Here is a 23,227-nt window from a genome sequence, read left to right as displayed (position 1 = left end):
GATTTGAATCACGTAGCTTACCGACAGCCCTGCGCTCTGCTAAAATGCGCCGCCTTATCCGTCTGTAGGCTGCACCGTGCCATTTACCTGGGTTGACTGGGCGATCGTTGCGATCGTCGCCATCTCCGCATTGATCAGTCTGAGCCGCGGCTTCGTCAAGGAAGCCCTCTCGCTGCTGACCTGGATCATCGCGGGAGTCGTCGCCTGGATGTTTGGTGGTTCGCTGTCCCAGTACCTCGCCGGATACATCGAAACTCCCTCGGCCCGCGTGATCGCGGGCTGTGCCATCTTGTTTATCGCCACCTTGCTGGTGGGCGCAATGATCAATTATCTGATCGGCGAACTGATTCGCGTCACCGGGCTTTCCGGGACGGACCGGTTCCTGGGCATGGCCTTCGGCGCGGCGCGTGGCGCGTTGCTGGTGGTTGTGGCCGTCGGGCTCTTGAGCCTGGGGCCGGTACAGCAGGATACGTGGTGGCAGGAGTCCCGGCTCGTGCCACAATTTCTATTGGTCGCAGACTGGTCCAAAAACCTGATCCTGGGTTGGAGCAGTCAGTGGCTTGCCAGCGGTATCAGCGTACCCGCTGAAATACCGTTCAAGGAACACCTCTTGCCGACGGCCAAAACGCCGCAGTAAGTGTGTTCAGTTCAGATCCATTAAGTAGGGGTTGCGTCGCATGTGTGGCATCGTCGGTATCGTCGGTAAGTCGAACGTCAATCAGGCGCTGTATGACGCGCTAACCGTGCTCCAGCACCGCGGCCAGGACGCTGCCGGTATCGTGACCAGCCATGACGGCCGGTTATTCCTGCGCAAGGACAACGGCCTGGTGCGTGACGTGTTCCACCAGCGTCACATGCAGCGCCTGGTCGGCCACATGGGTATCGGCCACGTGCGCTATCCGACCGCGGGCAGCTCGACGTCGGCTGAAGCCCAGCCGTTTTACGTCAACTCGCCTTACGGCATCACCCTGGCGCACAACGGCAACCTGACCAACGTCGAGCAGCTGGCCAAGGAGATCTACGAGTCTGACTTGCGCCACGTCAACACCAGTTCCGACTCGGAAGTGATGCTCAATGTGTTCGCCCATGAGCTGGCCCAGCGCGGCAAGCTGCAGCCGACCGAAGAAGACGTGTTCGCCGCCGTGACCGACGTGCACAACCGTTGCGTGGGCGGCTACGCAGTCGTGGCGATGATCACCGGCTACGGCATCGTCGGTTTCCGCGATCCCCACGGCATCCGTCCGATCGTGTTCGGCCAGCGTCACACCGATGAAGGCGTCGAGTACATGATCGCCTCGGAAAGCGTGTCCCTGGACGTGCTGGGTTTCACCCTGATCCGCGACCTGGCCCCGGGCGAAGCGGTCTACATCACTGAAGATGGCAAGCTGCACACCCGTCAGTGCGCGACCAACCCGTCCCTGACCCCGTGCATCTTCGAGCACGTCTACCTGGCGCGTCCGGACTCGATCATCGACGGCATCTCGGTCTACAAGGCGCGCCTGCGCATGGGCGAGAAGCTGGCCGACAAGATCCTGCGCGAGCGTCCGGAACACGACATCGACGTGGTCATCCCGATCCCGGACACCAGCCGCACCGCGGCCCTGGAACTGGCGAACCACCTGGGCGTCAAGTTCCGCGAAGGCTTCGTGAAGAACCGCTATATCGGCCGGACCTTCATCATGCCGGGCCAGGCCGCACGGAAAAAATCCGTACGCCAGAAGCTCAACGCCATCGAACTGGAATTCCGCGGCAAGAACGTGATGCTGGTGGATGACTCCATCGTCCGTGGCACCACCTGCAAGCAGATCATCCAGATGGCCCGTGAAGCCGGCGCCAAGAACGTATATTTCTGCTCCGCGGCCCCGGCCGTGCGCTACCCGAACGTCTACGGCATCGACATGCCGAGTGCCCACGAGCTGATCGCGCATAACCGCACGACCCAGGACGTGGCCGACCTGATCGGTGCCGACTGGCTGATCTACCAGGACCTGCCGGACCTGATCGAAGCAGTGGGCGGCGGCAAGATCAAGATCGAGCAGTTCGATTGCGCGGTATTCGACGGCAAGTACGTCACCGGCGACATCGACGAGGTCTACCTGAACAGGATCGAGAACGCGCGTAACGATGCGTCCAAGGCCAAGACCCAGGCGGTCAGTGCGATCATCGATCTGTACAACAACTGAGTCACCAACCGGCCCCGAGGGGCCGGTTTGCGTTTAACCGATTACAGGAGTGGCAGCATGAGTCAGGATTGGGATGCCGGTCGGCTGGACAGCGACCTTGAAGGCGTAGCGTTCGATACCCTGGCGGTTCGCGCGGGTCAGCACCGTACACCGGAAGCCGAACATGGCGATCCGATGTTCTTCACCTCCAGCTACGTGTTCCGCACCGCCGCCGACGCCGCGGCGCGGTTTGCCGGCGAGGTGCCGGGCAACGTCTACTCGCGCTACACCAATCCGACCGTGCGGGCGTTCGAGGAGCGCATCGCCGCCCTGGAAGGAGCCGAGCAAGCCGTGGCGACCGCCACCGGCATGGCCGCGATCATGGCCGTGGTGATGAGCCTGTGCAGTGCCGGCGATCATGTGCTGGTATCGCGCAGCGTCTTCGGTTCGACCATCAGCCTGTTCGAAAAGTACTTCAAGCGTTTCGGTGTGGAAGTCGACTACGTGCCCCTGGCGGATCTGTCCGCTTGGGATGCTGCCATCAAGGCCAATACCAAGCTGCTTTTCGTCGAGTCGCCTTCCAACCCCCTGGCCGAACTGGTGGACATCGCCGCACTGGCGGAAATCGCCCACGCCAAGGGCGCCATGCTGGTGGTCGATAACTGCTTCTGCACCCCGGCGCTGCAGCAGCCGCTGAAGCTGGGCGCGGACGTGGTGGTGCATTCGGCAACCAAGTTCATCGATGGCCAGGGTCGCTGCATGGGCGGCGTGGTGGCCGGCCGTGGCGAGCAGATGAAAGAGGTGGTGGGCTTCTTGCGCACCGCTGGGCCGACCCTCAGCCCGTTCAACGCCTGGATCTTCCTCAAGGGCCTGGAAACCCTCGGCCTGCGCATGAAAGCCCATTGCGCCAACGCCCAGGCCCTGGCCGAGTGGCTGGAGCAGCAGGACGGCATCGAGAAAGTGCACTACGCCGGCCTCAAGAGCCATCCGCAACATGACCTGGCCCTGCGTCAGCAACGCGGTTTCGGCGCGGTGGTGAGCTTCGAGGTCAAGGGCGGCAAGGAGGGCGCCTGGCGCTTCATCGACGCGACCCGGTTGATCTCCATCACCGCCAACCTGGGCGACAGCAAGACCACGATTACCCACCCGAGCACCACGTCCCACGGTCGCCTGTCGCCCCAGGAACGTGAATCGGCGGGTATTCGTGACAGCCTGATCCGTGTTGCGGTCGGCCTGGAAGATGTGGCGGACCTGCAAGTCGACCTGGCTCGCGGGTTGGCGGCCTTGTGATCGAGCTGGCTACGCCGCCGAGCGGCACTCATGGCCGGGTTGCACTGGTTACGGGCGCCGCACGGGGCATTGGCCTGGGCATTGCCGCCTGGCTTATTTGTGAAGGCTGGCAGGTGGTGCTGACCGATCTGGATCGCGAGCGCGGGTCCAAGGTGGCGAAGAGCCTGGGTGACAATGCCTGGTTCATTGCCATGGACGTGGCGGATGAAGGGCAGGTTGCCACCGGTATCGCCGAGGTGCTTGGACAGTTCGGGCGGCTGGACGCGCTGGTGTGCAACGCGGCCATCGCCGACCCGCACAACATCACCCTCGAAAGCCTGGACCTGGCTTATTGGAATCGGGTCCTGGCGGTGAACCTGGGCGGGCCGATGCTGCTGGCCAAGCACTGCGCACCGTACCTGCGCGCCCATAACGGCGCCATCGTCAACCTGGCCTCGACCCGCGCTGCGCAATCGGAACCCGACACCGAGGCCTATGCGGCGAGCAAGGGCGGCCTGTTGGCCCTGACTCATGCCCTGGCAATCAGCCTTGGGCCGGAGATCCGGGTCAACGCTGTCAGCCCCGGCTGGATCGATGCGCGAGATCCGTCCCAACGTCGCGCGCAACCCCTGACCGACGCCGATCACGCCCAGCATCCGGCGGGCAGGGTAGGGACGGTAGAGGACGTAGCGGCGATGGTGGCGTGGCTGTTGTCGCGCAATGCCGGTTTTGTCACGGGGCAGGAGTTCGTGGTGGACGGCGGCATGACCAAGAAAATGATTTATGAGTGAGGGGCAGCTGCAAGCGGCAAGTTTTAAGCTGCAAGCAGCGTGGTGCGGGTCCGGTGCTTTTACTTGTAGCTTGGCGCTTGCCGCTTGAAACTGTTTTTGAAAAAAATCCAACGCTGCTATTGACTTAGCTTCGGTACCTGCGTAAATTTCGCGGCCTCAACGAAGCAAAGGGTGATTAGCTCAGCTGGGAGAGCGTCTGCCTTACAAGCAGAATGTCGGCGGTTCGATCCCGTCATCACCCACCATGTTTTACGAGAGTTTTGCGAAAGCAAGACGGAAGCTGTCAAAAGCCTCCACCGACGCGCAGCGGTAGTTCAGTCGGTTAGAATACCGGCCTGTCACGCCGGGGGTCGCGGGTTCGAGTCCCGTCCGCTGCGCCATATTTTCCGAAGCAGGTTCGCCTGGTTCGAGATCCAGACCCAAGGGTTTTGATCAGACGAGTTAACTGGACGCAAGTCCATAGCGATACGCAGCGGTAGTTCAGTCGGTTAGAATACCGGCCTGTCACGCCGGGGGTCGCGGGTTCGAGTCCCGTCCGCTGCGCCATATCTGCTTCGAGGCCCACTGAACGCCTTGAAGCTAGGAAGAAAGCTGCAAAGCTCCTTCTAGTCGATAGCAAAGACCCTGGTCGAAAGACCGGGGTTTTTTGTTTTCGGGATTTGAAAGATTGGAACAAGCCCCGTGGCGAGGGAGCTTGCTCCTGCTGGGCTGCGTAGCAGCCCTTGTTGTAGGTGGCCTCAGAACCCCAATTTATCCCGCAACCCGTAATACCAAGCCCCCAACGCCGCAAACGGCGTACGCAACAACTGACCGCCGGGGAAGGGGTAGTGGGGCAGGTCCGCAAACGCATCAAAACGCTCAGCCTGCCCACGCAGCGCCTCGGCCAGGACCTTGCCCGCCAAGTGCGTATACGTCACGCCGTGACCGCTGCAGCCCTGGGAATAATAAATGTTATCCCCCAGCCGCCCGACCTGCGGAAGACGCGACAGCGTCAGCAGGAAATTGCCGGTCCAGGCGTAATCGATCTTCACATCCTTGAGTTGCGGGAATGCCTTGAGCATCTTCGGCCGAATGATCGCCTCAATGTTCGCCGGATCCCTCGCGCCATATACCACGCCGCCGCCGAAGATCAGACGCTTGTCGCCTGTCAGACGGTAGTAGTCGAGCAAGTAGTTGCAGTCTTCAACGCAATAATCCTGTGGTAACAGGCTGCGAGCCAGCTCATCGCCCAACGGCTCGGTGGCGATCACTTGGGTACCACAAGGCATCGACTTGGCCGCCAACTCCGGCACCAGATTGCCCAAGTAAGCGTTACCGGCCACGATAATGAACTTGGCCCTGACCTTGCCCTGCGGCGTATGCACAACCGGGCTGGCGCCACGCTCGATGCGCACCGCAGGCGACTGCTCATAAATCACCCCACCCAGCGACTCCACCGCCGCCGCTTCGCCCAGCGCCAGGTTGAGCGGATGAATATGCCCGCCGCTCATATCGAGCATGCCGCCCACGTACTCGTCGCAAGCCACCACCTCGCGAATGCGTCGCTGGTCCAGCAGTTCCAGCTGGGTATGACCGAAACGCTCCCATAAACGCTTCTGCGACTCCAGGTGACCCATCTGTTTAGCAGTGAGGGCGGCGAATACACCGCCGTCCTTCAAATCACACTGAATCTGATACTTCGCCACCCGCTCGCGAATGATCCGTCCACCCTCGAACGCCATGTTGCCCAGCAACTGCGCCTGCTGAGGACCGACGCTGCGCTCGATCACATCAATGTCGCGACTATAACTGTTAACGATCTGCCCGCCGTTGCGACCCGAAGCGCCAAAGCCAACCTTGGCCGCCTCAAGCACGGTGACCTTGAAACCGTTCTCCAGCAAAAACAGCGCAGAAGACAACCCCGTATACCCCGCACCGATCACGCACACATCGGTTTCGACATCGTCCTGCAGGGCAGGGCGCGACGGCGCCGGGTTGGCCGATGCGGCGTAATAGGACGCTGGGTAGGATGTGTTCGTCATTCTGGAACCTCTGTTTTATATTTTTTACGAATGCGACGATCCTACCCGAGATAAAAATCGGCCGCCAGCCACCCCCGATTCTTCGTTGCGGCAGGGAAATTAAATATTTTGCATATTCATAGGGTTAGGTGAAAAAAAGGTGTTGACACCCCTCCGGAATTCCGTAGAATGCCGCCTCACAGCAGGCACGTAGCTCAGTTGGTTAGAGCACCACCTTGACATGGTGGGGGTCGTTGGTTCGAGTCCAATCGCGCCTACCAAACAAAATCCGCTCTGCTGGGCGGTCTAGAAGGGCTCACCGAAAGGTGGGCCCTTTTTTGTTGGATGCGATTTGCAAAACTTTTGCAAAACTTTTGCAAAACCCCCACCTCAGAACGCCAATTCGGCGCCCACCTCGACGTATTCAATTGTCTTGTTGCCGTGTCCCTCCTGGTAGTGCCTGGTCATCTTCTCATCCGCATGGCCAAGCAGCGCCTGGATATATTCCTGTGGGAAATTCTGCTGCTCGTACAGCCATGCGCCCAAAGCGCGGATCTCGTGAAAAGTGGGGCGCTCGCCGGCCGGCACGTGGTCGTAGGCGTGTGCCGCGTCTCGGGCCTTGCTGAACTCCTTGGTCAGGTAGTCCGGTGTCACCGATGTCCAATGGTCCTTAGCGTCGATCTGCTCCCGACGACGCGCCTTCGGCTTGTAGTGGATCAGGTAAGGCGAAGCCAGGGGCGAACGCAGGCACTCGCCAACTACCTCCCGGAGCGCGGCGCCCATCTTTATTTTGAGGTGGACAGGGTTGTCATAACCCTGGGTCTTGCCAGGCGATACCGTCAGAGTGTTTTTTTCCATGTCGGCAGCTGATTTCAGCCATGTCACGATATCTTCGCGGCGCTGTAGACTGGTCAGCGCCAGGCGGATTGCTCGCTTCAGCCAGGGCGGCGTGGTCGCCGCGTCGATGATCGACTTCAACCCCTCCAGCGTGTGCCGCTGCCGCTTCTTCTCCGCCTCCTTCTTCACCAGAGTCAGCTCGGCGTTATTTCGCTCGGCCAAGCCCTTGGCCACAGCAAACGCGAATATCTGCACCCACAGCCCTCTGTGCTTGGTGTAGGCGTTGTTGCTGAACTGGTCCAGATACTCGGCCATAGCCAGCACGTCCATCTGCCCGATCAGCCTATCTCCAAGGTCCTGCCGGTATCGCTCAATCTTGAATTTGATCTCTTCCAGGGTGCGCGCGGCGTAGCCCTTATCCACCAGCCATTCATCGTGGAAGCGCTGGAGCAAGTTGCTGACAGTCGGCAGGCGATCCCCCGTCAGCAGGGTGAGCAGCGCGCCGTCGTCGACAACGAGCGCCGCCAGTTTCAAGTTCGCCGCCCTGGCTAGTTTTATGGCCTCCTCTATAGGGCGGTTGATGCTCGTCATCAGTCCGGTGATTGGGTTGCGATACCGCCAATACTTCCCGTTGGGGTAAAGGTTCGGCGGTAACTTCCTGTTTTTCAGTGTGCGCGGCCGGGCAGCCATCAGCCGATCTCCATCATTTTGGCCAGCAGCGGGTCAGTAGATCCCATCACTGCGGCCTGGACGTCCACGAAATACATACCGCCCTTCACCTCTCCTGCCACCTCGCCTTCCTCAATCCATTTCTTCAGCTGCTGCACGCTAGGCTTTCCCCCGACGTAGCGCAGCTTCCGGTATTCGCTCACCTCCATAAGCCGGGGGAGCTTTATCGTCATTTGTGCAATGACCTTTGGCATATTGTTGCTCCGTGTCGCGCCTGGCGGCTGAAAGGTTTACGCGGGGCGCGCCTTCTGGATGATGTAAATGAGGATGCAGGCGGTGGCGGCTAGCCAGACCATCGAGCCGAAGCCGGCGGTAATTAGGGCAGCGTCGGACCCGTGCTCGACCATCTGTGGCGCGGCGTAGACGAACCAGAGCAGGGTGATCAGCAGGTACAGCAGGGCGTAGATCAGGACTTCAAACAGCTTTTTCGCTGACATAGGAATTCCTCGCCCGCCGTTCACCGGCAGGCTGTAGGTGGATTGGGGTTAGGAGGTCTTGCGTTTTGGCGGGGAGGGCGGGAAGCCGAAATACATGCGGCGTTTTCCGGTGTAGCCGCACTCCTGGCAACCGCCGGCTTTGTGCGAGGCATACCCATAGCTGCAGGTTGAGCAGTCACAGCTGCATCCTGAGCACTCAACGGTGCACTGGGCTTCCTGCTCGACTTCGCCTGCTCGGGTGATCAGGAAGCTGGAGCGGCGATCCAGGCGAAAGCCCGTGATCTTTTCGGCTTCCTCATACGTGGCGGGCTCCCTGCGGAACCCCCATTTCGCTGCAGGGTCATCGACGATGCGTGTGACCTTCCTCATGGCCTGGGCCCCCTGTATATGAGCCAGGCCATGTAGAGCAGGGGGAGGATCATGGCGTCACCAGTTCGTCAGGGACCTCAAAGAAGCCGAGCCGGCCCTTGAGCGGGGTGAATGGTAGCGGTTTCGGTTCGCGCAGCAGGAGCGCCTTCTGCCCCATGTACCAGGGCGAATCGCTGGAATCGAGGCTGTCGACCAGCTCGACGGAGCCGACTATGCCGCCGCGCTGCAGATCCTCGAACATAGGGAAGTTGCGAAGCACCTCTATGTCAGCGCCCTTCACTCCGACTTCTAGCGCCTCGACGTATTCGGCGCGGGTCATGCCCTTGGAAGCATGTACCAGGAAGCGTCCACGCAACTTTGTGTGCCGGCTGCGGTTCTCGACGTCCTTGCCGCCGTGGATGATCAGCCAGGCCCAGGGTTGACGAATTGAAAGTGCTTTCATGGCGTCACCTCTCGGCGTGCCCACCAGCAGACCGGGCCGTCATCGGTATCGTGAATCGCCAGGCAGAACCAATCCTCGCCTTCGGGGCGGTCAGGCTCCCAGTAGCTGCAGTCCGGGTCGCCCGCTTCGAAGTAGCGCTCCGAGACTGTTTCGTCGCTGTGGTATTCGAGCTCAACCATCCTCACCTGCAGGCGCTGTTCAGCGATCCAGGCTTTGGACTTTTCACCGTCACCCTCTTCAAAGTCGGGCAGGTCAGGGTGTTGGTAAAAGCCGTTCTCGTCGCGCACGACTGGGGCGGCCTGGATCAGTTTGATTTCTTCAGGCATAGCGATTCCTTTGCCGCTATAGCGGCTGACTTTGAAGGGGGAGGGTGGTTTTCTGTTACAGTTAAGGGAATTACAAGGAGATTGATTGAGATGGTACGGACAATAAAGAAAGACAAAACAGCTGGCGAAAAGCCAAAGCTAATATGTGCAGAGTGCCGCATTTCTCAAAATCATGTAGTGCTAACTTCCATGGAAGACTGCATTGACGAGAGTAATTTTGAATCTCAAAAATCGTACCAAATAGTTCAGTGCCTTAACTGTGAAGCACTCTGTTTTCGTAGTGAGTATGATGATTCTGAATCTCATGCTTATGATATGGAAACAGGGGAAGACTTTCATTGGACTGCAGTGGATATTTTTCCCCATAGAACTGCAGGGAGGTTCAAGATCAAAGACTCATTCTTGCTACCGCCCATCGTTCGTAAAGCCTATGACGAACTAGTTGATGCTATGAATGCTGGCCAAACAATTCTTGCGGGCCTAGGGATTCGTGTTGTTCTTGAGTCAATTTGCGTTGATCTTAAGGCTGAGGGCGATAATCTATTCAAGAAAATAAACGATCTTTTGGTAAAGGGTGCGATAACTAAAAGTGATGTTTCGGTTCTTCATAAATTAAGATCGCTAGGAAATACAGCCGCTCATGAAGCAAAGCCAAGTAGCCCAGAACAGCTTGACTTGGCGATGAACGTACTTGAGCACTTATTGCTCGGTACGTATTTGCATCCAAGGCTGGCTGATACTGTTTTCAAAACATGATTTTTGTTCAACGGTAGTTCATAGAAAGTGCAGAACTTCATACCGCCATCTGCTGCCGTTCCTTGCTTAATGCCTGCTGAACTGCGTCAATGATCCACTCCAGGTAGGCGTAATCCGGATTCGGCTCGGTGGCATCATCAGTCAGATACCACCACTCATCCCCGAAGAGCTTTGTCATCAGTTCGCTGTGGGCGCCGTGAAGGTGTTCAATTGATTGGGAGCAGCGCAGGTCTTCAGCCTCATCGAAAAGCTCGCGGGCTTCCTCTGACCCGTAGCAGAACATACGTCTTTCCTTCAGGACTGTGCGCTTGGCCTTGTCCGCCAGAGCCTCGCCACTGAATCGCCTTGAGCGAAGTCCCTGATCGAAATAGCCGATGATGTAGCTGGTGTTCAGCTCGCAGAAGAACTGGCCGATGCTCAGGCCTTCCCACATCCCGCCCCAATACGCCGCCCAGCTCTTGCCCCAGCAGCTGACCGTTATCTTGCCCTTGCAGGGGGCCAAGTCCTCAAGAAACACTGTGATCGGATCGAGACTCTGTGCGCCGGTAACGACCAGTTTAGTGACCGTGGACCGCTGAACCGTCAGAGGCTCGGCCTGTTTGTTTTCCGCGGGCATGGCTATGTCCTTGCCGGGGCATGCCCGGGCTTTTGAGGGTGTCTAGCGAGAGGAGGGGGGCTGCTAAGTCGGTAATGAAAATTTTGGTCGACCGTGCGATGCTGCCGAAAAAGGAGCTCTAAATGAATATCATCGATGCTATCTGGCCTATCCCTGGGCCAATTGCTGCCGCGCTTGTTGCCGGACTTGTCTCATTCGTCGTAACTGTGCTGGCGAAAGATCAAAAAACGTCGGAGTTCAGACAAGCTTGGATCGACGGGCTGAGAGCCGACGTAGCTGATTTTGTGGGCCTTGCAAGAGCCATGCTCGCAGTGGTTAACGCCAAGACAACTCGAAAGGAGGATGCGAGCTCTTATGTGATTGAACGTCATGACGACTTTACAAAGATTTATTCTTTGATAACCAGAATTCGATTGCGCCTAAACCCAGATGAACACGGCGAGATGCTCGAACTTTTGAATACCTTTTTCACTGAAACCCCGGCTATATCTCCCGCAGAAATGAGCGACGCTGTCAAAGGAGTTGTTTCTTGCAGTCAGAAGATCTTAAAGTCGGAATGGAAACGAGTAAAACGAGGAGAACCTGCTTTTCTGTGGCTGAAGAGAGTTTCGCTGGTGTTTATTCTTGCTGCTGTAATTGGTGGGTTTGCGTTGGCTGTTCAGACCTCAAAAGGATTGACCAGCGAAAATAAGCCGCCCGCTCCTCCTGCTTCGGTTGCCACTCCGAAAATCCAGCCTTCGGCGCCTTCGTCTTCGGGTTGATGATCGGCTTGTCCTTGACGTCTACTTACACCGCCTTGGCCCTAATCTACATATCGCGGCATCTCAAGGTTTGTGAGCATGCTCAATGAACTGCTCAGCGTACTGTCGCGCGTCGAACAGTGGCTAGAGCTGGCGAACCGCCCCTAAAGGTGCTCATGGGTTGTCTCAAAGTGCGCATCGGCCTCGCCGGTTGGCGTGATTCGTGATTGGTAGCTATGACTTGTTAGAGCTCACACTGACCGGAGGCCGACATGAGACTGCAAAGCGACATAGATGCACTCGCGGCAATAGAGGAGGACGCGAGGGCGATGCTGAAATGGCTGGGGTTGCCTGACAACACCCAGAAGCTTGCGATGGTCGTATTCCTTCGCCAGGTCATTGATTTGGCGACCTACACCGAGTCGGCGGGGTTGCTTCCAGAGCCGCTGGATTTCAGCTGAGTAGGGGTTAGGGAGTTGAGGACAGGGCCAGTAGCTCGTCACCGCCGCGCCCGATACCTGCGTGCAATTTCACTGAGCGACCAGCCAACATGCCGGCGATCTGCGCATTCAAGTCGATATCGATATCACGTGCTTTGCGGGCTTTTCCCACGCCTTTGTTTGCTAGGTACTCGTCGATCAGAACCTTGTCCTGCGCTTCGACGGCGATAATGTCCCGGCCTTCGCTCGCTGTCGGAGCGGCGTCTTCGCCTTTTGGGACAAGCGCAGTGAGCTTCCCATAGACCTCATTTACCCAAGCCAGGGCGAAGTGATCGCCTGCTGTTTCGGCTGAGTGAGAGCTGCGATGTACGCCTGCACGTACTGCTGCGACATATTTCTTCCGGGCATATTTCACCTTTGTCAGCAGCGCCTCGAACGCATACAGCGCGATGTGCTGGGCAGGTGTCACGCCGACGAAGGAGACGCGGGCGAGGATCCGATCCTTTTCCTTGCAGTACCGCCGCCCGTACAGCGCAGTGCACCCGAACACGCTAGAAACGGCACCGCTCAAGTTTCGCTCCCAAGTGGGTAGGCGTTCGGCCCGGGTAAATCGGGACTCGACTTCACCGACATCGCTCAACTTCACGTCCATCTCGGTAAGCCGGTACTCGCGCATCAGCGCCTGAGCCTGCCGGAGCGCTGTGGCTGCTTCGTTCTCGTTGGCGCTTTGGGCCAGTGCGAGGCAGTGCTTGATCTTGCGGATCGCGCGCTCGAGTTTTTTCTCGTCGATCTGTTGTGCGGACATAGGTAATCCTCACCGGTATAGTTCCGGGATCTACAGGGGAGTGGGTTATGAGTCGTGATTGGGTTGTTTGGCTTGGGTGCTTCTTGCTTTTCGGATGCGGTGCTGTGTGGGCTGAGATACCGATAAAGAACGGTTTTTTTATCGTCAACGACGTGCATGATTTTTTTGAGATTCTCGGCTCTTTAGCTACGGTTGTTGCAGTTTGTGTTGCAGCCGTGAGCATCAATTCTTGGAAGCATCAAGTTAATGCCGTTGCGGATTTGGAATTGGCTCGGAGTTTGGTGTTCTGCTTGCAGCGCTATAAGGACCAAATCATTGGTGTATGGGTAATCGCCGAGTTCGCTGCCTCGCAAGCTAAGGGGGCGGAGACTCCGAATATCGAGCTTTCGACGCTTGTCGATGCTGGTTTCGAGAAGGAGTTGGATAAATTGAGCGCAATCCAATCGGAAATAAAAGATTTACTCTTGCGCTGCCAATCAGCGTGGAAGCTGGATCTGAGTACGGAGTCTAGAAATATTAATCGTTTTTCTGAGCGCTGCTCTCTCGTCGTTAAAAACTATATGCTTTTATCGCGGAAGACTCCTGTTTTTCCTAATATGTCAGTGCGCCTGAGAACCGCAGTGGTTAATCATTGGTCTTGGTTTGAAAACAATAATTTCCACACCTACGAGTCTGCGACCCTACATGTAAGCGACTTAGTCTCTAGGCTAGAGGCGAGGGTTGACAAAAAATTATCAATAGCGTGATTTGAGTTTGTGGGCTATTGGTTATGGCCCGGCATGAGGCCGGATCAGGCTGTAATGCGCTCGCCAATCACGGTGGTGGTGAACTGCACTGTGTACTCGGTGACCAGTTCGAATTCGCCGCCGCAGGTGTCACAGGCCATGTTCTTGTCGCCGTAGTCTTCCGACTCGATGTGAATCACCGTTGCGCAGTGAGGGCACTTGCATTCGTCTTGGGCGCGATAATCCCACTCGTCGTAGTCGCGCTCTGCGACCTTGGCCAGCGCCTCGGCTTTCGCGACTGCGTCTTCGGCGTCCTGACAGGGTTTGCATGTGAAACCGTCAGGGTGGCCCCATGGTGTTTCCGTGAGCTTAGAACGGTGAGTGCCGCACAGGCGGCAAACGTTGTGCTTGTCGCACACCGAGTAACTGTACTTCTCGCCGGTTCCGTTGCACTTGGCGCAGCCAGACACCCAATACCAAGCGCCATCGATACGCTCGGCATAAAGCCCTGTTTCGGGAGGGTCAAGCCTGACCTCAGGCAAGCCATTGGTGTGCGACTTGCCATGCCTGGCTTCGTTCCAGATGTTTGTTTTCCCTGAGCGCAGCCGTTGTGTCCATTCGCCGGGGATTTCCGGGATCAGGATCTTCGTGTTCTTGTCCATGGATTATCTCCAGTCAGGCGCCGCCCTCCGTGGCCGGTGGTGGCAATTTGGTTTGGGTTGGGGTATTACGGGTGACCAGCACCTAACGAATTGAGGCGATTACATGGGCGAGCGGAATCGGCATGGCTTAGCGCGTCACGTACCTAAAGAAATTCGACGTGAGGTTCGGCAACGATGTGGTTTTGGCTGCGTGAGGTGCGGATTAGCGTATTATGATTTTGAGCATTTTGATCCAGACTTCAAAGATGCTTTAAGACATGACCCGGACGGGATAACGCTATTGTGCATGCAGTGTAACCAAAAGCGTGCTAGAAAAACTTTATCTGCTGAAACTGTTGCTCGAGCAAACAAAAATCCAAAATGCAAACAAGACGGTTTTGCTTCCGAGTTGTTTGATTTTGGTCCCGATGGAATTACGGTCAATTTTGCCGGCTCGAAATATTTTAACTGTAGAGTTCTCCTTAGGATCGCTGGCGTTGATGTTTTGTCCATCCGGAAGCCAGATGCAGCAGGCGAGCCAATGCTTCTGAGTGGTTTGTTTTCTGATATTACTGGAGCGACAACGTTAAAGATTGAAGACAACGTGTGGACTGCCGGTGATGAAAACTGGGATGTAGAAGTGGTTGGGCAAACAATAACTATATTTCGTGCGCCAAACGATATTGCATTGAAGATTAAAATCGATCCGCCTGGTTCGATAACTGTTCAAAAAATACAGATGGAAATAGAGGGGTACTACCTCTTAGGAAACGAAGATTTTTTGCAAGTACATGATGCTGGGGGGCTGCGCGTTCATCATGAAGGCAACGTCGCCTACGGCTATGATGTCGCCGTGAATTTATTCGCTCTCGAGTCAGACAATTCCAGTTCTGGTTTCGCCACATGAGTGCTCGGCGAACTTGAACCCATTCTCTCGGCCAATCAGTTGCACTCGCTTGAGGTGCATCTTCAGATCGATGGCGATTTGGCTGGCGGTCTTTCCAGCCGCTACCAGCTCCCGCACCTGGGGCGCGATCTTGTCGCGCTCGGCTCGGAGTTTCGCGTGGTGCGCGGTGGTGCGCGGTGGTGCCGAAGAAGGGTGCCTCTGCACTCACGCCGCTTTCGATCTGCTGGATGGTCTTCCCGCTACCGAAGAACTGCTCCAGCTTCTGGTTCAGGTCCTGGATGATTGCGTCCCGCGGGTTGGGCATTGGCTCGCCGATCATTGCCGGTCACCTGAGAGCGTGACCTTGACGCCGGCGGCTCGCGATTCCAGCTGCTGTGCGAAGTTGACCGCGGCCTTGTAGGTGAAGCGGAAGCCCCGAACCTTATCGGTAGCCAGTTCGACAATGTGGTACGCGCTTTCGCCCTTGGTGACGACCTGGTAGCGAATCTTCTGCACGGGTGGCTCCTTGCCGATCAGGGCGTAGAACTCGGCGGTGGCGATGGTCGAGCGAGCGTGCAGGGCCGCGACCCCGTCGACTCTCTGTTGAATGGATGGATGCATGGCTGATCCCTCGATGGTGGGGTTGCGTTTATTCGTCAGCACTCTGCTCACCTGCCGTTTGCCGTGGGGCGCAGGGGAGAGTGCTGGCGCAATAAAGCCTGTGGGAGCGAAGTGATGTGTTTCAGATGGCTTTTCGATTGCCAGGCCCCGGAATAGAGCGGACAGACCTGTGGGAGCGAGAATCAAAAAGCCCGATCGAGACCGGGCTTTGTTGGCTTCACACAGACCTCCCTATGTGAGCGCTGGGTGCCTTCGTTGGAAGGGCTTGGGGTTGGCTATTTCATGATGGCGATCCTCCGTTGTTCGCTCACTGGGCAGGCAGTGGCCACCTGTGAATCCGCATTGGGGTGTGTCCGGTCGCCACTGGCGGCCCCAGGCTTTCGTTGGGGCAATGGGTCTGGGCCGGACACACTCCGATGCGGCCTGGTGCTGGGGAGTACCAGGTGCTCGGGCAGCCAGCGACAGGCTGCCGCGGGGTGTAGCTATTCGTGAGGTAGGGAAGCTGATAGGGTTTAGGTTCAATAATCAGGGAGCGGATTGAAAAATGGCTGTGACGACGAAATGCCCAAAATGTGATTCGAGCTCTTTTGAGCTATCGACCCAAACTAAAGTGAAGGGTAGCGGCCACGCTATTTACTTCGTTCAATGCGCATCTTGCGGCTGCGCTATCTCCGCGATGAATGCTCAGGAAGTGCATCTTGTTGAGCAGATTGCTAAGAAAGTTGGCGCTCGATAAATTTTGCATTTTTTGTCTTCTGCCCACTCACGGAATGGGCAGAAGTGATGCCTATTGCACGGCGCGCAGCTCGCTACGCAGCACCCAATTGCCAGAGACCTTAGCCATGCAGCCCACTAAGGCTGCATATTTGGTTTCCCTGTCGGTTTGGTAGCCGAAGTAGGAGCATGTGCCGCGATTGACGAGGCTGTTGATCAGCATGCCCGTGGCGAATACCGCACAAGAAATGATCAGAAGCCGCCGCAACCGTCTGGTCACGCCTCGATACCGAAGTCTTTGAGGCGCAGGCCCAGCTCCACGCCGATCTCGGCCAGGACCTTCATTTCCTCGGGACTGATGTTCCCGTCGCCCTCGGCCACGGTCAGCATGTTGACGAACACCTCCTCGGCGTCAGCGGGGTTGTTCTTGATGTCGCGGATCTCGCGCAGGATGTTCATGCGCCCCAGCCGGAAGCCCGCCTGCAGCTGTTCCGTGAACAGGTTTACTGTGCTGGTGATTTCCGACCCAAAGTGTTCCAGGGCCTTGTTGGCACGGATCTGGATATCGATCTGTGCTGCCTCGTTCTTGCTGATCTCGCCATCGGCCGCAGCCACCAGCAGGCAGCCACCGACGATGGCCTGCATCAGGTCGCGATTTTCCAGCTTCTTGACTGCGCGCTTGGCGCCGAACAGTTTCTTTCCAATACCAAACATGGGTTATTCCTCTGGGGTGGGTTACATCCCGCTGCACCCTGTCGCCAAGGTGCAGAAGTGATGCCTTGCCTTCCTTTAAGCGATAAAGACACCATCGTTCGATTCCCCAACTGGACCTTGAGGTTTCGGACTGTCAGCCTGTCCAACGATGATTTCTCGCCTCATCGCTTCGGCAATCGCCGCCGATTGGCGATGCACTCCAAGCTTGAACATGGCGTTTGAAATGCGCTTGACCACCGTCCCTGGTTCTACATCGTGGGTGCGGGCGATCTGTTTGGCTGTGAGGCCCTGCGCGACCAAAAGCAAAAACTGAAGTTCTCTGCGAGCAAGCCCACGGCCGAGATGGCCGATCCACGTGCCGCTCTTGATGATTGATTCCATGCTGCGTGCCTCTCGGTTGATTTCCCAATGCACCCGTCACCAGGTGCATCAGTGAAAAATTCCGCTGTCCCTTCGGCGCTACTGGCGCGGTACGGGCTCATTCAAATTGTTCTTCCAGCCGCGGGCCTTTCGGCTTGATCTCCCGCTGGATAACTGTTTTTGGCGCTTTACGCTGCGCGCCCGGGTCAGTTGCCAACCCTCTGAACCGTTGAGGCCGGTTCATCGCTGCCTTCCATCTGGCCGGTTGTTATCCGGCGATGGAGTTAATTTAGCTTCAAGCTAAATAGGTCGTCAATAGCCGTGAGCTAAATAATTTAGCTTGGTGCCGGGGAGGGGGAAATTTAGGCAATAAAAAAACCCGCACAAGGCGGGCTTTAGAGGTTGGCGCAGAGGGGATTTAAAAGAACATTCCGCTCCAGAAGACTCTGCCAATTAAGCAGATAGATTGGCTTTCCAGCTCCGCCAGCGTGTAGTCCTCATCGGCATGCTCATCCCTGTTGAAGCTGCGTAGGCGGATACCTCCACCAGGGAGACGATAAACCTGCTTCACGCGTAGCTGCCCGTCATGGTTGATGGCATATATGTCGCCGTCGACGATCCCTCGCATATCGCTCTTCCCGCGATCAACGCCGACTGTCGCCCCGTGTCTGAGCACTGGCTCCATGCTATTTCCGTTGATTGGCACGCACACAGCCTGGCTAGCCTGCACACCAATTTTGCTAAGGGTGAACTTGCCGAACCTCAGTTTGAAGCTACTTGACTCTTGAATCACCGTGCGGCCTGAGCCGGCTGAAAGCTCGACCTCCTTAAGGAATGGAACCTCAATTTCATCGTCATCGAGAGGAGTCTGATCATCCCACGCTCGCACCTCTTGGATGTCGGGGTGCTGAGCCAGATTTCTTTCACCGCTAACAGATTGGGCAGCCCTGACATTGTCCAAAAATCCATTCGCTAAGCCTTCAGCCATTTCAATACGACGTGCGAGTTCGTCCCCCAGGTTTCGTACCGGGTTCTTTGACAGGATCTGGCTGAGGACTGATGGAGATGTCCCCCATTTTTCAGCGCACTCCTTCCTGGTCCTGCCGGTGGACAGGGTCTCAAGGTTTTTCTTTCTGATCGCGTAAATATCCATACGCCAATGATTACAGCTCTTAGCTAAATGATAAATATTCTCTAAGCTAAACTCTTGCTTGCTTAACTATTTAGCTAAGCGCTAAGCTTGCGCCGAGATAACTGGAGAAACCCATGACCACAATGCAAGCGTGGCTGAAGCAAGCGGCCGATGAAGAGCGAGATCGAGTAGCGAAGGCGGCGGGTACGAGTGTCGGCTACCTGTACCAGATTGCTGGCGGCCATCGGAAAGCTTCGCCTGAGCTTTGCAAAAAGCTCCAAGACGCAACCGACGGCGTTCTGACCGTCTCGATGATCCGTCCTGATCTTTACCTGCTGATCGTAGGCGCCGATCCGAAATCAGCTGCTTGATTTGGCCATTGTCGGTTTTTTTTCCCAGATTTAGCAGAGCAACGGATTAGCTGTTGATCCATCCAGTAGCGGATTCAAAAACACGAAGGGGAAGGGCATGAACAACACGAATAACGACGCAGGCTATCCGGTTGATGGCGGGGCGGCCGAAAAGCTCGACTACCTCGCCAGCAAGATTTCTACCGCTTCACTTTGCCTATGCCAACCAACAGGTTTTCGATCGCAGCTTGATGGACTCCTGGCCCGCCTACCCACTTGGGTTCGCTTGGCATCGTTCCCATCACTGCTGCCGCGTCGCGCTTCAGCTCCTCGATGTCCAGATGTGGATTCATTGCAATCGCCTTCCCAACAAGTTGCATCGCAACACAAACACCAAGTTCGAAAGGGGTGATTACTTTTTCATCGCTCATGTCCGGCCTCCAATGGCCTTTTCGTGTGGAAGCAAAAAGCTACCACGGATGCGCCGGACACCCATAGCGCCTGAATCGCAGGCATAAAAAAACCGCCTGGCAGGGCGGTTCTTCCAACAACTTGTAAAACACAGTGGGGCCATTATGAGCATGATCATCGCTCCGTGCAATACGGCTGCAAAACTCCAAGGAATCTCGTCGTGAGCGTTCAAGCTATGTCCTGGGCGCTTTCTCTGCCCGTTCAAACTCTCAAGGACTCCAGCGCTCGCCACGTGCTGCTGTGCCTTGCCAACTATGCCGGCTCCAACGGTGCTGGTGCCTTCCCATCGGCCACCACCCTGGCTCAGGACACTGGTCTGTCCGAGCGTACCGTGCGTTACAAACTAGACGTCCTGGAAGAGTCGGGCCTGATCAAAAAGGGCAACCAGGCCATCGCCGCCGTTCACATTGATCGCCACGACCGGCGGCCAGTGGTTTACGACCTTCAGCTTATGCGGGGTGCAAATCCTGCACCCCGTACAGAGCGGGGTGCAAATGACGCAACGGGGTGCAGCTCACAACAGAGCGGGGTGCAGCCTGAGACAGAACGGGGTGCAGAATCTGCACCCAATACGTCAATTAACCATCAAGTAACCGAACAGCAGCTGCAGCGCGAGTTTTCCGATGTGGTTGCTGAGCAGGACAGCCAAGCCCTCGAAGGCACCGATCCCCGTCAACGCTTTTCCATGTTCGCCGAGTGGGCCTACAACCCCAAGCAACTGGAAAGCCAGCTCCACCTGATGGGCCTGAAGTTCGACGCCGTAAACGACGAGATGGTCGGTTCATTCAAGGGTTTTTTCGTCGCGAAGAGCGAAACCCGCGACTCGTCCGGCGGATGGTGTTACCGCCTGGCGAAGTGGATCAAGCGTGGCAGCGCCGTGAAGCGCGGCGAGCCTGCCGACGACATGGACGGTACCGGCGATTGGACTGCCAAGGGGGTGCGCCTGTGAAAACCCCAACCCACGTCAGCGACCTGATTGCTACCCGCCGGACCGATGTCTCCTACCAGGCGCCAGCCGACCCAGTTGTAGCGGAAGTCGATCCCGCGACGAAGGCCGTGATCGATGACCTTTTCCTGCGGTTGCGTGGAGCCTGCGGTGCCTGGCGTCAGTCCTGGTCTACCGAGGCGGTGATGAACGCCGCCAAGCTGGAGTGGCTGGGTGAGTTCATGCGCTCGGGCATCACACGGATGGAGCAGATCGACCACGGCATGCGGGTGCTGAGCGCGAGCAAAGTCGCATTCGTCCCAGCGCCTGGGGTTTTTGTCAGTTGGTGTTTTGCTCCGGAAGGACTGGGTCTGCCCAGCGTGGAGAAAGCGTATGCCCAGGGCTTGCGCAACTGCCACCCGGCGATGCGTGCCTCGGCGAAGTGGATGCACCCGGCCGTTTATCACGCCACGGCCGCCGCCGGCTTTCACAGCCTGCCGCTACTGTCCCGGGAACTGGGGCTTGCCAGTTTCGAGCGGCATTACCTGGCCCAGTGCCGGAAGATTTGGAAAGGCGAGGCCCTGGGCCCAATCCCAGCCGCCGAACTCGCCGCGCCTAAGCCTGAGCGTAACCCCGAGGTGGGCAACTCTGCCTTAGCAGAACTGCGTGCAATGCGCGCCAAAGGAGGTGCCCGTGGCTGATTTCCGTCTCGCCCCCACAGACCCAACGGATTACCGCTACGCCGTGCATTGCTGTGGGCACAAGCTGGACCTGACGGACAAGGCTGATCGCGCCGTAGCGCTGTTCGAACACCGGGCAGCGGCTCAGCAGTTCGGCCGGATGCTGTGGCCGACAACTTTTGAAATTGTCGACCTCCACACTGGAGAGAAGGTATGAGGCTGTCCACGCCGAAACTCTTCAAGCCAAAGGCTAAGCGGGCGAAACCAGTTGATCGCGAAGGCCTGGAGCAGGCCGCGCTGTTGAAGGAGGTCACCCTGCGTTACCCGGCGGCCGCGAAACTGATCTACCACGTCCCGAACGGCGGTCACCGGCACAAGCTGGTGGCGATCAAGCTGAAAGAGCAGGGCGTGAGGGCCGGGGTTCCTGACCTGGTACTGCCGATGGCCCGTGGCGGGTACTTCGGGCTGTACATCGAGTTCAAGGCCATGCCGCCGTTCGACGCGGCCGTTTCTGCCAACCAGGACGCCTACATCCAAGCGCTGACCGAGCAAGGCTATCTGGCCATCGTTTGCCGTGGGCACATCGACGCCCTGGAAGCGATTCGCGCGTACCTGCTCCAACCACTAACGAGGGTCGCTGCATGATTGAGCCAATCAAAATGGCGCCTTGTCCTTTCTGCGAAGGGCCGCCTTGCATCATCGCGCACAACTGGATCACCAGAGAGGAAGTGTTCGAGGAGCACAAGCAGAACGAAGATTTCGACGAGGCGTACGAGGCTCATGTCTGGTGTCACGACTGCGGCGCCCAGGGCCCAAACATCAACACATGCTCGCTCGGCACATTCGAGCAGATCTATGACCTTGAGGTGGCTGACGTGATGCGGATCGCCATCGAGCGTTGGAACAATCGGCACAACAAAGCCCGCAGCTGCTATGACAGCGGCGAAAAACAAGGTTTGAACATCTGGCCGAGGCCTGACCTATGATCACTGTAGCCGTGAAAATCTCCGATGCCGAGATCGCGCGCCAGGCCGCGAACGCAGACGTCTACAGTCTTCGTGACCCGGGCAACCCTGGGCTCTATCTGCGGTTCTCCACTGATCGCACCCGAGGCTCCTGGTACCTGCTGGTCAAACGCCAGTGGTACAAAATCGGTGCATACCCAGGTTTGAGCGCGAAGCAGATGATTGGGGCACTGCCCGATATCCGCCTGCGCATTGCCAGCCACGGCGGGGCGGTGGTGTCCGAGTGGGGCGCTGTGGGCGAGGTGCTGGCGTGGTTCGCTGAGCGCATGGCCAAGGACCGCAACCTGTCCGACAAGCGCAAGAAGACGGCCGCCTCGGCGATCAAGTGCCATTTGATACCGCGCCTCGGTGAAGTGCCGCTGGCCGACCTGGACCGCCAAACCTTGGATCGGTTACTGATGTGGCCGCTTCAGGAGATCCTGAAGATTGACACGGTGCGGCTGGTGTTCCAGCTGCTGGCCAAGGCCTTTCGCCAGGCAATGGTCCTGCGCCTGATAGACAAGAACCCAATGCAGGGCATCAAGTTCAGCGACTTCTCCAAGGCCAAGGTGCGCGTGAAGCCGTCAAAGCTTCGGGTCGCTCACCTTGATGACTTGATCGTGAGCCTGATCGAGGAGTTCGAGACCCATCCCGAGGACGCCCTGCTGGCGCTGCTGATGCTGTGCCATGGCAATCGCGTGGGGGAAACCCGCCTGGCTGAGTGGCCGCACCTGAGCATCGCCGAGCGAACCTGGTTCATCCCACCGGAGAACACCAAGACCCGGGCCGAGCATTCTCTGCCGCTGACCGACCAGGTCTGCGCGTTGCTGGCCAAACACAAGGCCAACCAGCAGTCCGCCGGCTATACGGGCCGTTATCTATTCCCGGGGCGCAACGGCAAGCCACTCAGCGAGAGCCAGACCAGCGCCATGTTCCGGCGTCTGGGCAGGGGAGAGTGGACCAGCCACGACCTGCGCAAGCTGGCTCGCACCGCCTGGGCGGATATAGGCGTCGACCACTTGATTGGCGAGCTGCTGATCAACCACGCCATGGGCCACAACGTGAAGGTCTACATCCAGTCGGATGTGATGGCCCGCAAGCGTGCCGCCCTGGAACTGTGGCACGCCTATCTAGACAGCAAGGGTTTTGCCCTGATTCACGGCTACACAGGTGCTACATCTGGTGAATCCGATAATTCGCTCAAAGCCACGCCGCATAAGGGCTGTGAGGCTACTCACGAATCAACCGTAGGCGAGGTTTCAAAATGATCAAAAAGACTCACGGC

30 protein-coding genes, 4 tRNA genes and 1 pseudogene are annotated in these 23,227 nt (G+C 57.5%); 20 read left to right on the top strand and 15 right to left on the bottom strand.

What is annotated here, in order from left to right; translation table 11 throughout:
- The first annotated feature begins 76 nt into the window (after nt 1-76).
- From HU715_RS13715 to HU715_RS13685, 7 genes are all read left to right on the top strand, one after another.
- The gene (locus tag HU715_RS13715; RefSeq protein ID WP_030142022.1) at nt 77-637 is read left to right on the top strand and encodes a CvpA family protein; all 561 of its coding nucleotides are present in this window, start codon (nt 77-79) and stop codon (nt 635-637) included.
- Nucleotides 638-677: 40 nt separating this feature from the next.
- The gene (gene purF / locus HU715_RS13710; protein WP_186707444.1) at nt 678-2,183 is read left to right on the top strand and encodes an amidophosphoribosyltransferase; all 1,506 of its coding nucleotides are present in this window, start codon (nt 678-680) and stop codon (nt 2,181-2,183) included.
- A 57-nt stretch (nt 2,184-2,240) separates the two neighbouring features.
- Complete coding sequence (locus tag HU715_RS13705) at nt 2,241-3,452, top strand: O-succinylhomoserine sulfhydrylase (RefSeq protein ID WP_186707445.1); 1,212 nt, start codon at nt 2,241-2,243, stop codon at nt 3,450-3,452.
- On the top strand, nt 3,449-4,222 hold the full coding sequence (locus HU715_RS13700) for an SDR family oxidoreductase (RefSeq protein WP_186707446.1): 774 nt from the start codon (nt 3,449-3,451) through the stop codon (nt 4,220-4,222). Before HU715_RS13705 ends, HU715_RS13700 begins: the two co-directional genes overlap by 4 nt.
- A gap of 169 nt (nt 4,223-4,391) precedes the next feature.
- Nucleotides 4,392-4,467: transfer RNA gene (locus HU715_RS13695), tRNA-Val, on the top strand.
- Nucleotides 4,468-4,525: 58 nt separating this feature from the next.
- Nucleotides 4,526-4,602: transfer RNA gene (locus HU715_RS13690), tRNA-Asp, on the top strand.
- Between the two features lie 89 nt (nt 4,603-4,691).
- A tRNA-Asp gene (locus HU715_RS13685) sits at nt 4,692-4,768 on the top strand.
- 191 nt (nt 4,769-4,959) lie between these two features.
- Here HU715_RS13685 and HU715_RS13680 read toward each other — a convergent pair.
- Nucleotides 4,960-6,243 (bottom strand): NAD(P)/FAD-dependent oxidoreductase, encoded by a 1,284-nt coding sequence (locus HU715_RS13680; protein WP_186707447.1) that lies wholly within the window; start codon nt 6,241-6,243, stop codon nt 4,960-4,962.
- A gap of 183 nt (nt 6,244-6,426) precedes the next feature.
- Between HU715_RS13680 and HU715_RS13675 the strand changes: the two genes are divergently transcribed.
- A tRNA-Val gene (locus HU715_RS13675) sits at nt 6,427-6,503 on the top strand.
- Nucleotides 6,504-6,612: 109 nt separating this feature from the next.
- Here the strand turns inward: HU715_RS13675 and HU715_RS13670 are convergent.
- From HU715_RS13670 to HU715_RS13650, 5 genes are all read right to left on the bottom strand, one after another.
- Nucleotides 6,613-7,749, bottom strand: a complete 1,137-nt coding sequence (locus tag HU715_RS13670; protein WP_186707448.1) for a tyrosine-type recombinase/integrase — start codon at nt 7,747-7,749, stop codon at nt 6,613-6,615.
- On the bottom strand, nt 7,749-7,982 hold the full coding sequence (locus HU715_RS13665) for a hypothetical protein (protein WP_186707449.1): 234 nt from the start codon (nt 7,980-7,982) through the stop codon (nt 7,749-7,751). The genes HU715_RS13670 and HU715_RS13665 overlap by 1 nt, the downstream gene beginning before the upstream one ends.
- 36 nt (nt 7,983-8,018) lie before the next feature.
- The gene (locus HU715_RS13660) at nt 8,019-8,225 is read right to left on the bottom strand and encodes a hypothetical protein (protein WP_186707450.1); all 207 of its coding nucleotides are present in this window, start codon (nt 8,223-8,225) and stop codon (nt 8,019-8,021) included.
- A gap of 418 nt (nt 8,226-8,643) precedes the next feature.
- The gene (locus HU715_RS13655) at nt 8,644-9,036 is read right to left on the bottom strand and encodes an ASCH domain-containing protein (protein ID WP_186707452.1); all 393 of its coding nucleotides are present in this window, start codon (nt 9,034-9,036) and stop codon (nt 8,644-8,646) included.
- Nucleotides 9,033-9,362 (bottom strand): hypothetical protein, encoded by a 330-nt coding sequence (locus HU715_RS13650; protein WP_186707453.1) that lies wholly within the window; start codon nt 9,360-9,362, stop codon nt 9,033-9,035. Before HU715_RS13650 ends, HU715_RS13655 begins: the two co-directional genes overlap by 4 nt.
- Before the next feature lie 90 nt (nt 9,363-9,452).
- Here HU715_RS13650 and HU715_RS13645 point away from each other — a divergent pair, with 90 nt between their 5' ends.
- Nucleotides 9,453-10,118, top strand: a complete 666-nt coding sequence (locus tag HU715_RS13645; protein ID WP_186707526.1) for a DUF4145 domain-containing protein — start codon at nt 9,453-9,455, stop codon at nt 10,116-10,118.
- A 37-nt stretch (nt 10,119-10,155) separates the two neighbouring features.
- Here HU715_RS13645 and HU715_RS13640 read toward each other — a convergent pair whose 3' ends face one another.
- A complete protein-coding gene (locus HU715_RS13640; RefSeq protein WP_186707454.1) occupies nt 10,156-10,734 on the bottom strand; it encodes a phiTE_072 family protein in 579 nt (192 codons plus the stop codon).
- Nucleotides 10,735-10,856: 122 nt separating this feature from the next.
- Here HU715_RS13640 and HU715_RS13635 point away from each other — a divergent pair, with 122 nt between their 5' ends.
- Both HU715_RS13635 and HU715_RS13630 read left to right on the top strand, forming a co-directional pair.
- Nucleotides 10,857-11,495, top strand: a complete 639-nt coding sequence (locus HU715_RS13635; RefSeq protein WP_186707455.1) for a hypothetical protein — start codon at nt 10,857-10,859, stop codon at nt 11,493-11,495.
- Between the two features lie 251 nt (nt 11,496-11,746).
- Entirely contained in the window at nt 11,747-11,935 is a 189-nt protein-coding gene (locus tag HU715_RS13630; protein WP_186707456.1) for a hypothetical protein, read from the top strand.
- Nucleotides 11,936-11,942: 7 nt separating this feature from the next.
- Here HU715_RS13630 and HU715_RS13625 read toward each other — a convergent pair whose 3' ends face one another.
- Complete coding sequence (locus HU715_RS13625) at nt 11,943-12,719, bottom strand: DUF2786 domain-containing protein (RefSeq protein WP_186707457.1); 777 nt, start codon at nt 12,717-12,719, stop codon at nt 11,943-11,945.
- Between the two features lie 47 nt (nt 12,720-12,766).
- On the opposite strand from HU715_RS13625, the gene HU715_RS13620 reads away from it, so the two are divergent.
- Complete coding sequence (locus HU715_RS13620; protein WP_186707458.1) at nt 12,767-13,465, top strand: hypothetical protein; 699 nt, start codon at nt 12,767-12,769, stop codon at nt 13,463-13,465.
- Nucleotides 13,466-13,509: 44 nt separating this feature from the next.
- Here HU715_RS13620 and HU715_RS13615 read toward each other — a convergent pair whose 3' ends face one another.
- Complete coding sequence (locus HU715_RS13615; RefSeq protein ID WP_186707459.1) at nt 13,510-14,106, bottom strand: hypothetical protein; 597 nt, start codon at nt 14,104-14,106, stop codon at nt 13,510-13,512.
- A 103-nt stretch (nt 14,107-14,209) separates the two neighbouring features.
- On the opposite strand from HU715_RS13615, the gene HU715_RS13610 reads away from it, so the two are divergent.
- Nucleotides 14,210-14,992, top strand: a complete 783-nt coding sequence (locus HU715_RS13610; protein WP_186707460.1) for an HNH endonuclease — start codon at nt 14,210-14,212, stop codon at nt 14,990-14,992.
- Between the two features lie 315 nt (nt 14,993-15,307).
- Here the strand turns inward: HU715_RS13610 and HU715_RS13605 are convergent, their stop codons facing one another.
- From HU715_RS13605 to HU715_RS27495, 5 genes and pseudogenes are all read right to left on the bottom strand, one after another.
- Nucleotides 15,308-15,592 (bottom strand): hypothetical protein, encoded by a 285-nt coding sequence (locus tag HU715_RS13605; RefSeq protein ID WP_186707461.1) that lies wholly within the window; start codon nt 15,590-15,592, stop codon nt 15,308-15,310.
- 990 nt (nt 15,593-16,582) lie between these two features.
- A complete protein-coding gene (locus HU715_RS13600; protein ID WP_153388617.1) occupies nt 16,583-17,020 on the bottom strand; it encodes a tellurite resistance TerB family protein in 438 nt (145 codons plus the stop codon).
- Between the two features lie 147 nt (nt 17,021-17,167).
- Nucleotides 17,168-17,401: pseudogene (locus tag HU715_RS13595) on the bottom strand (response regulator transcription factor); the annotation flags it as partial.
- Nucleotides 17,402-17,498: 97 nt separating this feature from the next.
- On the bottom strand, nt 17,499-17,624 hold the full coding sequence (locus tag HU715_RS27465) for a hypothetical protein (RefSeq protein ID WP_264083860.1): 126 nt from the start codon (nt 17,622-17,624) through the stop codon (nt 17,499-17,501).
- A gap of 174 nt (nt 17,625-17,798) precedes the next feature.
- The gene (locus tag HU715_RS27495) at nt 17,799-18,533 is read right to left on the bottom strand and encodes a S24 family peptidase (RefSeq protein WP_186707463.1); all 735 of its coding nucleotides are present in this window, start codon (nt 18,531-18,533) and stop codon (nt 17,799-17,801) included.
- Between the two features lie 113 nt (nt 18,534-18,646).
- Here HU715_RS27495 and HU715_RS13585 point away from each other — a divergent pair, with 113 nt between their 5' ends.
- Nucleotides 18,647-18,883, top strand: coding sequence for a helix-turn-helix domain-containing protein (locus HU715_RS13585; RefSeq protein WP_186707464.1), 237 nt, complete (start codon nt 18,647-18,649; stop codon nt 18,881-18,883).
- A gap of 179 nt (nt 18,884-19,062) precedes the next feature.
- Here HU715_RS13585 and HU715_RS13580 read toward each other — a convergent pair whose 3' ends face one another.
- A complete protein-coding gene (locus tag HU715_RS13580) occupies nt 19,063-19,293 on the bottom strand; it encodes a hypothetical protein (protein WP_186707465.1) in 231 nt (76 codons plus the stop codon).
- Nucleotides 19,294-19,508: 215 nt separating this feature from the next.
- Between HU715_RS13580 and HU715_RS13575 the strand changes: the two genes are divergently transcribed.
- Genes HU715_RS13575 through HU715_RS13550 form a run of 6 tightly spaced genes read left to right on the top strand, consistent with a single transcriptional unit; the run spans nt 19,509 to nt 23,210 of the window.
- Complete coding sequence (locus HU715_RS13575) at nt 19,509-20,282, top strand: helix-turn-helix domain-containing protein (RefSeq protein WP_186707527.1); 774 nt, start codon at nt 19,509-19,511, stop codon at nt 20,280-20,282.
- Nucleotides 20,279-20,959, top strand: coding sequence for a replication protein P (locus HU715_RS13570; protein WP_367617210.1), 681 nt, complete (start codon nt 20,279-20,281; stop codon nt 20,957-20,959). Before HU715_RS13575 ends, HU715_RS13570 begins: the two co-directional genes overlap by 4 nt.
- Nucleotides 20,952-21,155, top strand: a complete 204-nt coding sequence (locus tag HU715_RS13565; RefSeq protein WP_186707467.1) for a hypothetical protein — start codon at nt 20,952-20,954, stop codon at nt 21,153-21,155. The genes HU715_RS13570 and HU715_RS13565 overlap by 8 nt, the downstream gene beginning before the upstream one ends.
- On the top strand, nt 21,152-21,583 hold the full coding sequence (locus HU715_RS13560; RefSeq protein WP_186707468.1) for a VRR-NUC domain-containing protein: 432 nt from the start codon (nt 21,152-21,154) through the stop codon (nt 21,581-21,583). Before HU715_RS13565 ends, HU715_RS13560 begins: the two co-directional genes overlap by 4 nt.
- Entirely contained in the window at nt 21,580-21,924 is a 345-nt protein-coding gene (locus HU715_RS13555; protein ID WP_186707469.1) for a Lar family restriction alleviation protein, read from the top strand. Before HU715_RS13560 ends, HU715_RS13555 begins: the two co-directional genes overlap by 4 nt.
- Entirely contained in the window at nt 21,921-23,210 is a 1,290-nt protein-coding gene (locus tag HU715_RS13550) for a tyrosine-type recombinase/integrase (RefSeq protein WP_186707470.1), read from the top strand. Before HU715_RS13555 ends, HU715_RS13550 begins: the two co-directional genes overlap by 4 nt.
- Nucleotides 23,211-23,227 lie beyond the last annotated feature (17 nt).

This window comes from Pseudomonas zanjanensis, assembly GCF_014268745.2.
Lineage (GTDB): Bacteria > Pseudomonadota > Gammaproteobacteria > Pseudomonadales > Pseudomonadaceae > Aquipseudomonas > Aquipseudomonas zanjanensis.
This window is presented reverse-complemented; position numbering and strand designations above follow the sequence as displayed.

Bases quoted from the DNA above. Each gene is read 5' to 3' on its own strand.
- purF (WP_186707444.1), top strand. From the start codon at position 678: ATGTGTGGCATCGTCGGTATCGTCGGTAAGTCGAACGTCAATCAGGCG.
- HU715_RS13705 (WP_186707445.1), top strand. From the start codon at position 2,241: ATGAGTCAGGATTGGGATGCCGGTCGGCTGGACAGCGACCTTGAAGGC.
- HU715_RS13680 (WP_186707447.1), bottom strand. From the start codon at position 6,243: ATGACGAACACATCCTACCCAGCGTCCTATTACGCCGCATCGGCCAAC.
- HU715_RS13670 (WP_186707448.1), bottom strand. From the start codon at position 7,749: ATGGCTGCCCGGCCGCGCACACTGAAAAACAGGAAGTTACCGCCGAAC.
- HU715_RS13665 (WP_186707449.1), bottom strand. From the start codon at position 7,982: ATGCCAAAGGTCATTGCACAAATGACGATAAAGCTCCCCCGGCTTATG.
- HU715_RS13660 (WP_186707450.1), bottom strand. From the start codon at position 8,225: ATGTCAGCGAAAAAGCTGTTTGAAGTCCTGATCTACGCCCTGCTGTAC.
- HU715_RS13655 (WP_186707452.1), bottom strand. From the start codon at position 9,036: ATGAAAGCACTTTCAATTCGTCAACCCTGGGCCTGGCTGATCATCCAC.
- HU715_RS13650 (WP_186707453.1), bottom strand. From the start codon at position 9,362: ATGCCTGAAGAAATCAAACTGATCCAGGCCGCCCCAGTCGTGCGCGAC.
- HU715_RS13645 (WP_186707526.1), top strand. From the start codon at position 9,453: ATGGTACGGACAATAAAGAAAGACAAAACAGCTGGCGAAAAGCCAAAG.
- HU715_RS13640 (WP_186707454.1), bottom strand. From the start codon at position 10,734: ATGCCCGCGGAAAACAAACAGGCCGAGCCTCTGACGGTTCAGCGGTCC.
- HU715_RS13635 (WP_186707455.1), top strand. From the start codon at position 10,857: ATGAATATCATCGATGCTATCTGGCCTATCCCTGGGCCAATTGCTGCC.
- HU715_RS13630 (WP_186707456.1), top strand. From the start codon at position 11,747: ATGAGACTGCAAAGCGACATAGATGCACTCGCGGCAATAGAGGAGGAC.
- HU715_RS13625 (WP_186707457.1), bottom strand. From the start codon at position 12,719: ATGTCCGCACAACAGATCGACGAGAAAAAACTCGAGCGCGCGATCCGC.
- HU715_RS13620 (WP_186707458.1), top strand. From the start codon at position 12,767: ATGAGTCGTGATTGGGTTGTTTGGCTTGGGTGCTTCTTGCTTTTCGGA.
- HU715_RS13615 (WP_186707459.1), bottom strand. From the start codon at position 14,106: ATGGACAAGAACACGAAGATCCTGATCCCGGAAATCCCCGGCGAATGG.
- HU715_RS13610 (WP_186707460.1), top strand. From the start codon at position 14,210: ATGGGCGAGCGGAATCGGCATGGCTTAGCGCGTCACGTACCTAAAGAA.
- HU715_RS13605 (WP_186707461.1), bottom strand. From the start codon at position 15,592: ATGCATCCATCCATTCAACAGAGAGTCGACGGGGTCGCGGCCCTGCAC.
- HU715_RS13600 (WP_153388617.1), bottom strand. From the start codon at position 17,020: ATGTTTGGTATTGGAAAGAAACTGTTCGGCGCCAAGCGCGCAGTCAAG.
- HU715_RS27465 (WP_264083860.1), bottom strand. From the start codon at position 17,624: ATGAACCGGCCTCAACGGTTCAGAGGGTTGGCAACTGACCCGGGCGCG.
- HU715_RS27495 (WP_186707463.1), bottom strand. From the start codon at position 18,533: ATGGATATTTACGCGATCAGAAAGAAAAACCTTGAGACCCTGTCCACC.
- HU715_RS13585 (WP_186707464.1), top strand. From the start codon at position 18,647: ATGACCACAATGCAAGCGTGGCTGAAGCAAGCGGCCGATGAAGAGCGA.
- HU715_RS13580 (WP_186707465.1), bottom strand. From the start codon at position 19,293: ATGAGCGATGAAAAAGTAATCACCCCTTTCGAACTTGGTGTTTGTGTT.
- HU715_RS13575 (WP_186707527.1), top strand. From the start codon at position 19,509: ATGTCCTGGGCGCTTTCTCTGCCCGTTCAAACTCTCAAGGACTCCAGC.
- HU715_RS13560 (WP_186707468.1), top strand. From the start codon at position 21,152: ATGAGGCTGTCCACGCCGAAACTCTTCAAGCCAAAGGCTAAGCGGGCG.
- HU715_RS13555 (WP_186707469.1), top strand. From the start codon at position 21,580: ATGATTGAGCCAATCAAAATGGCGCCTTGTCCTTTCTGCGAAGGGCCG.
- HU715_RS13550 (WP_186707470.1), top strand. From the start codon at position 21,921: ATGATCACTGTAGCCGTGAAAATCTCCGATGCCGAGATCGCGCGCCAG.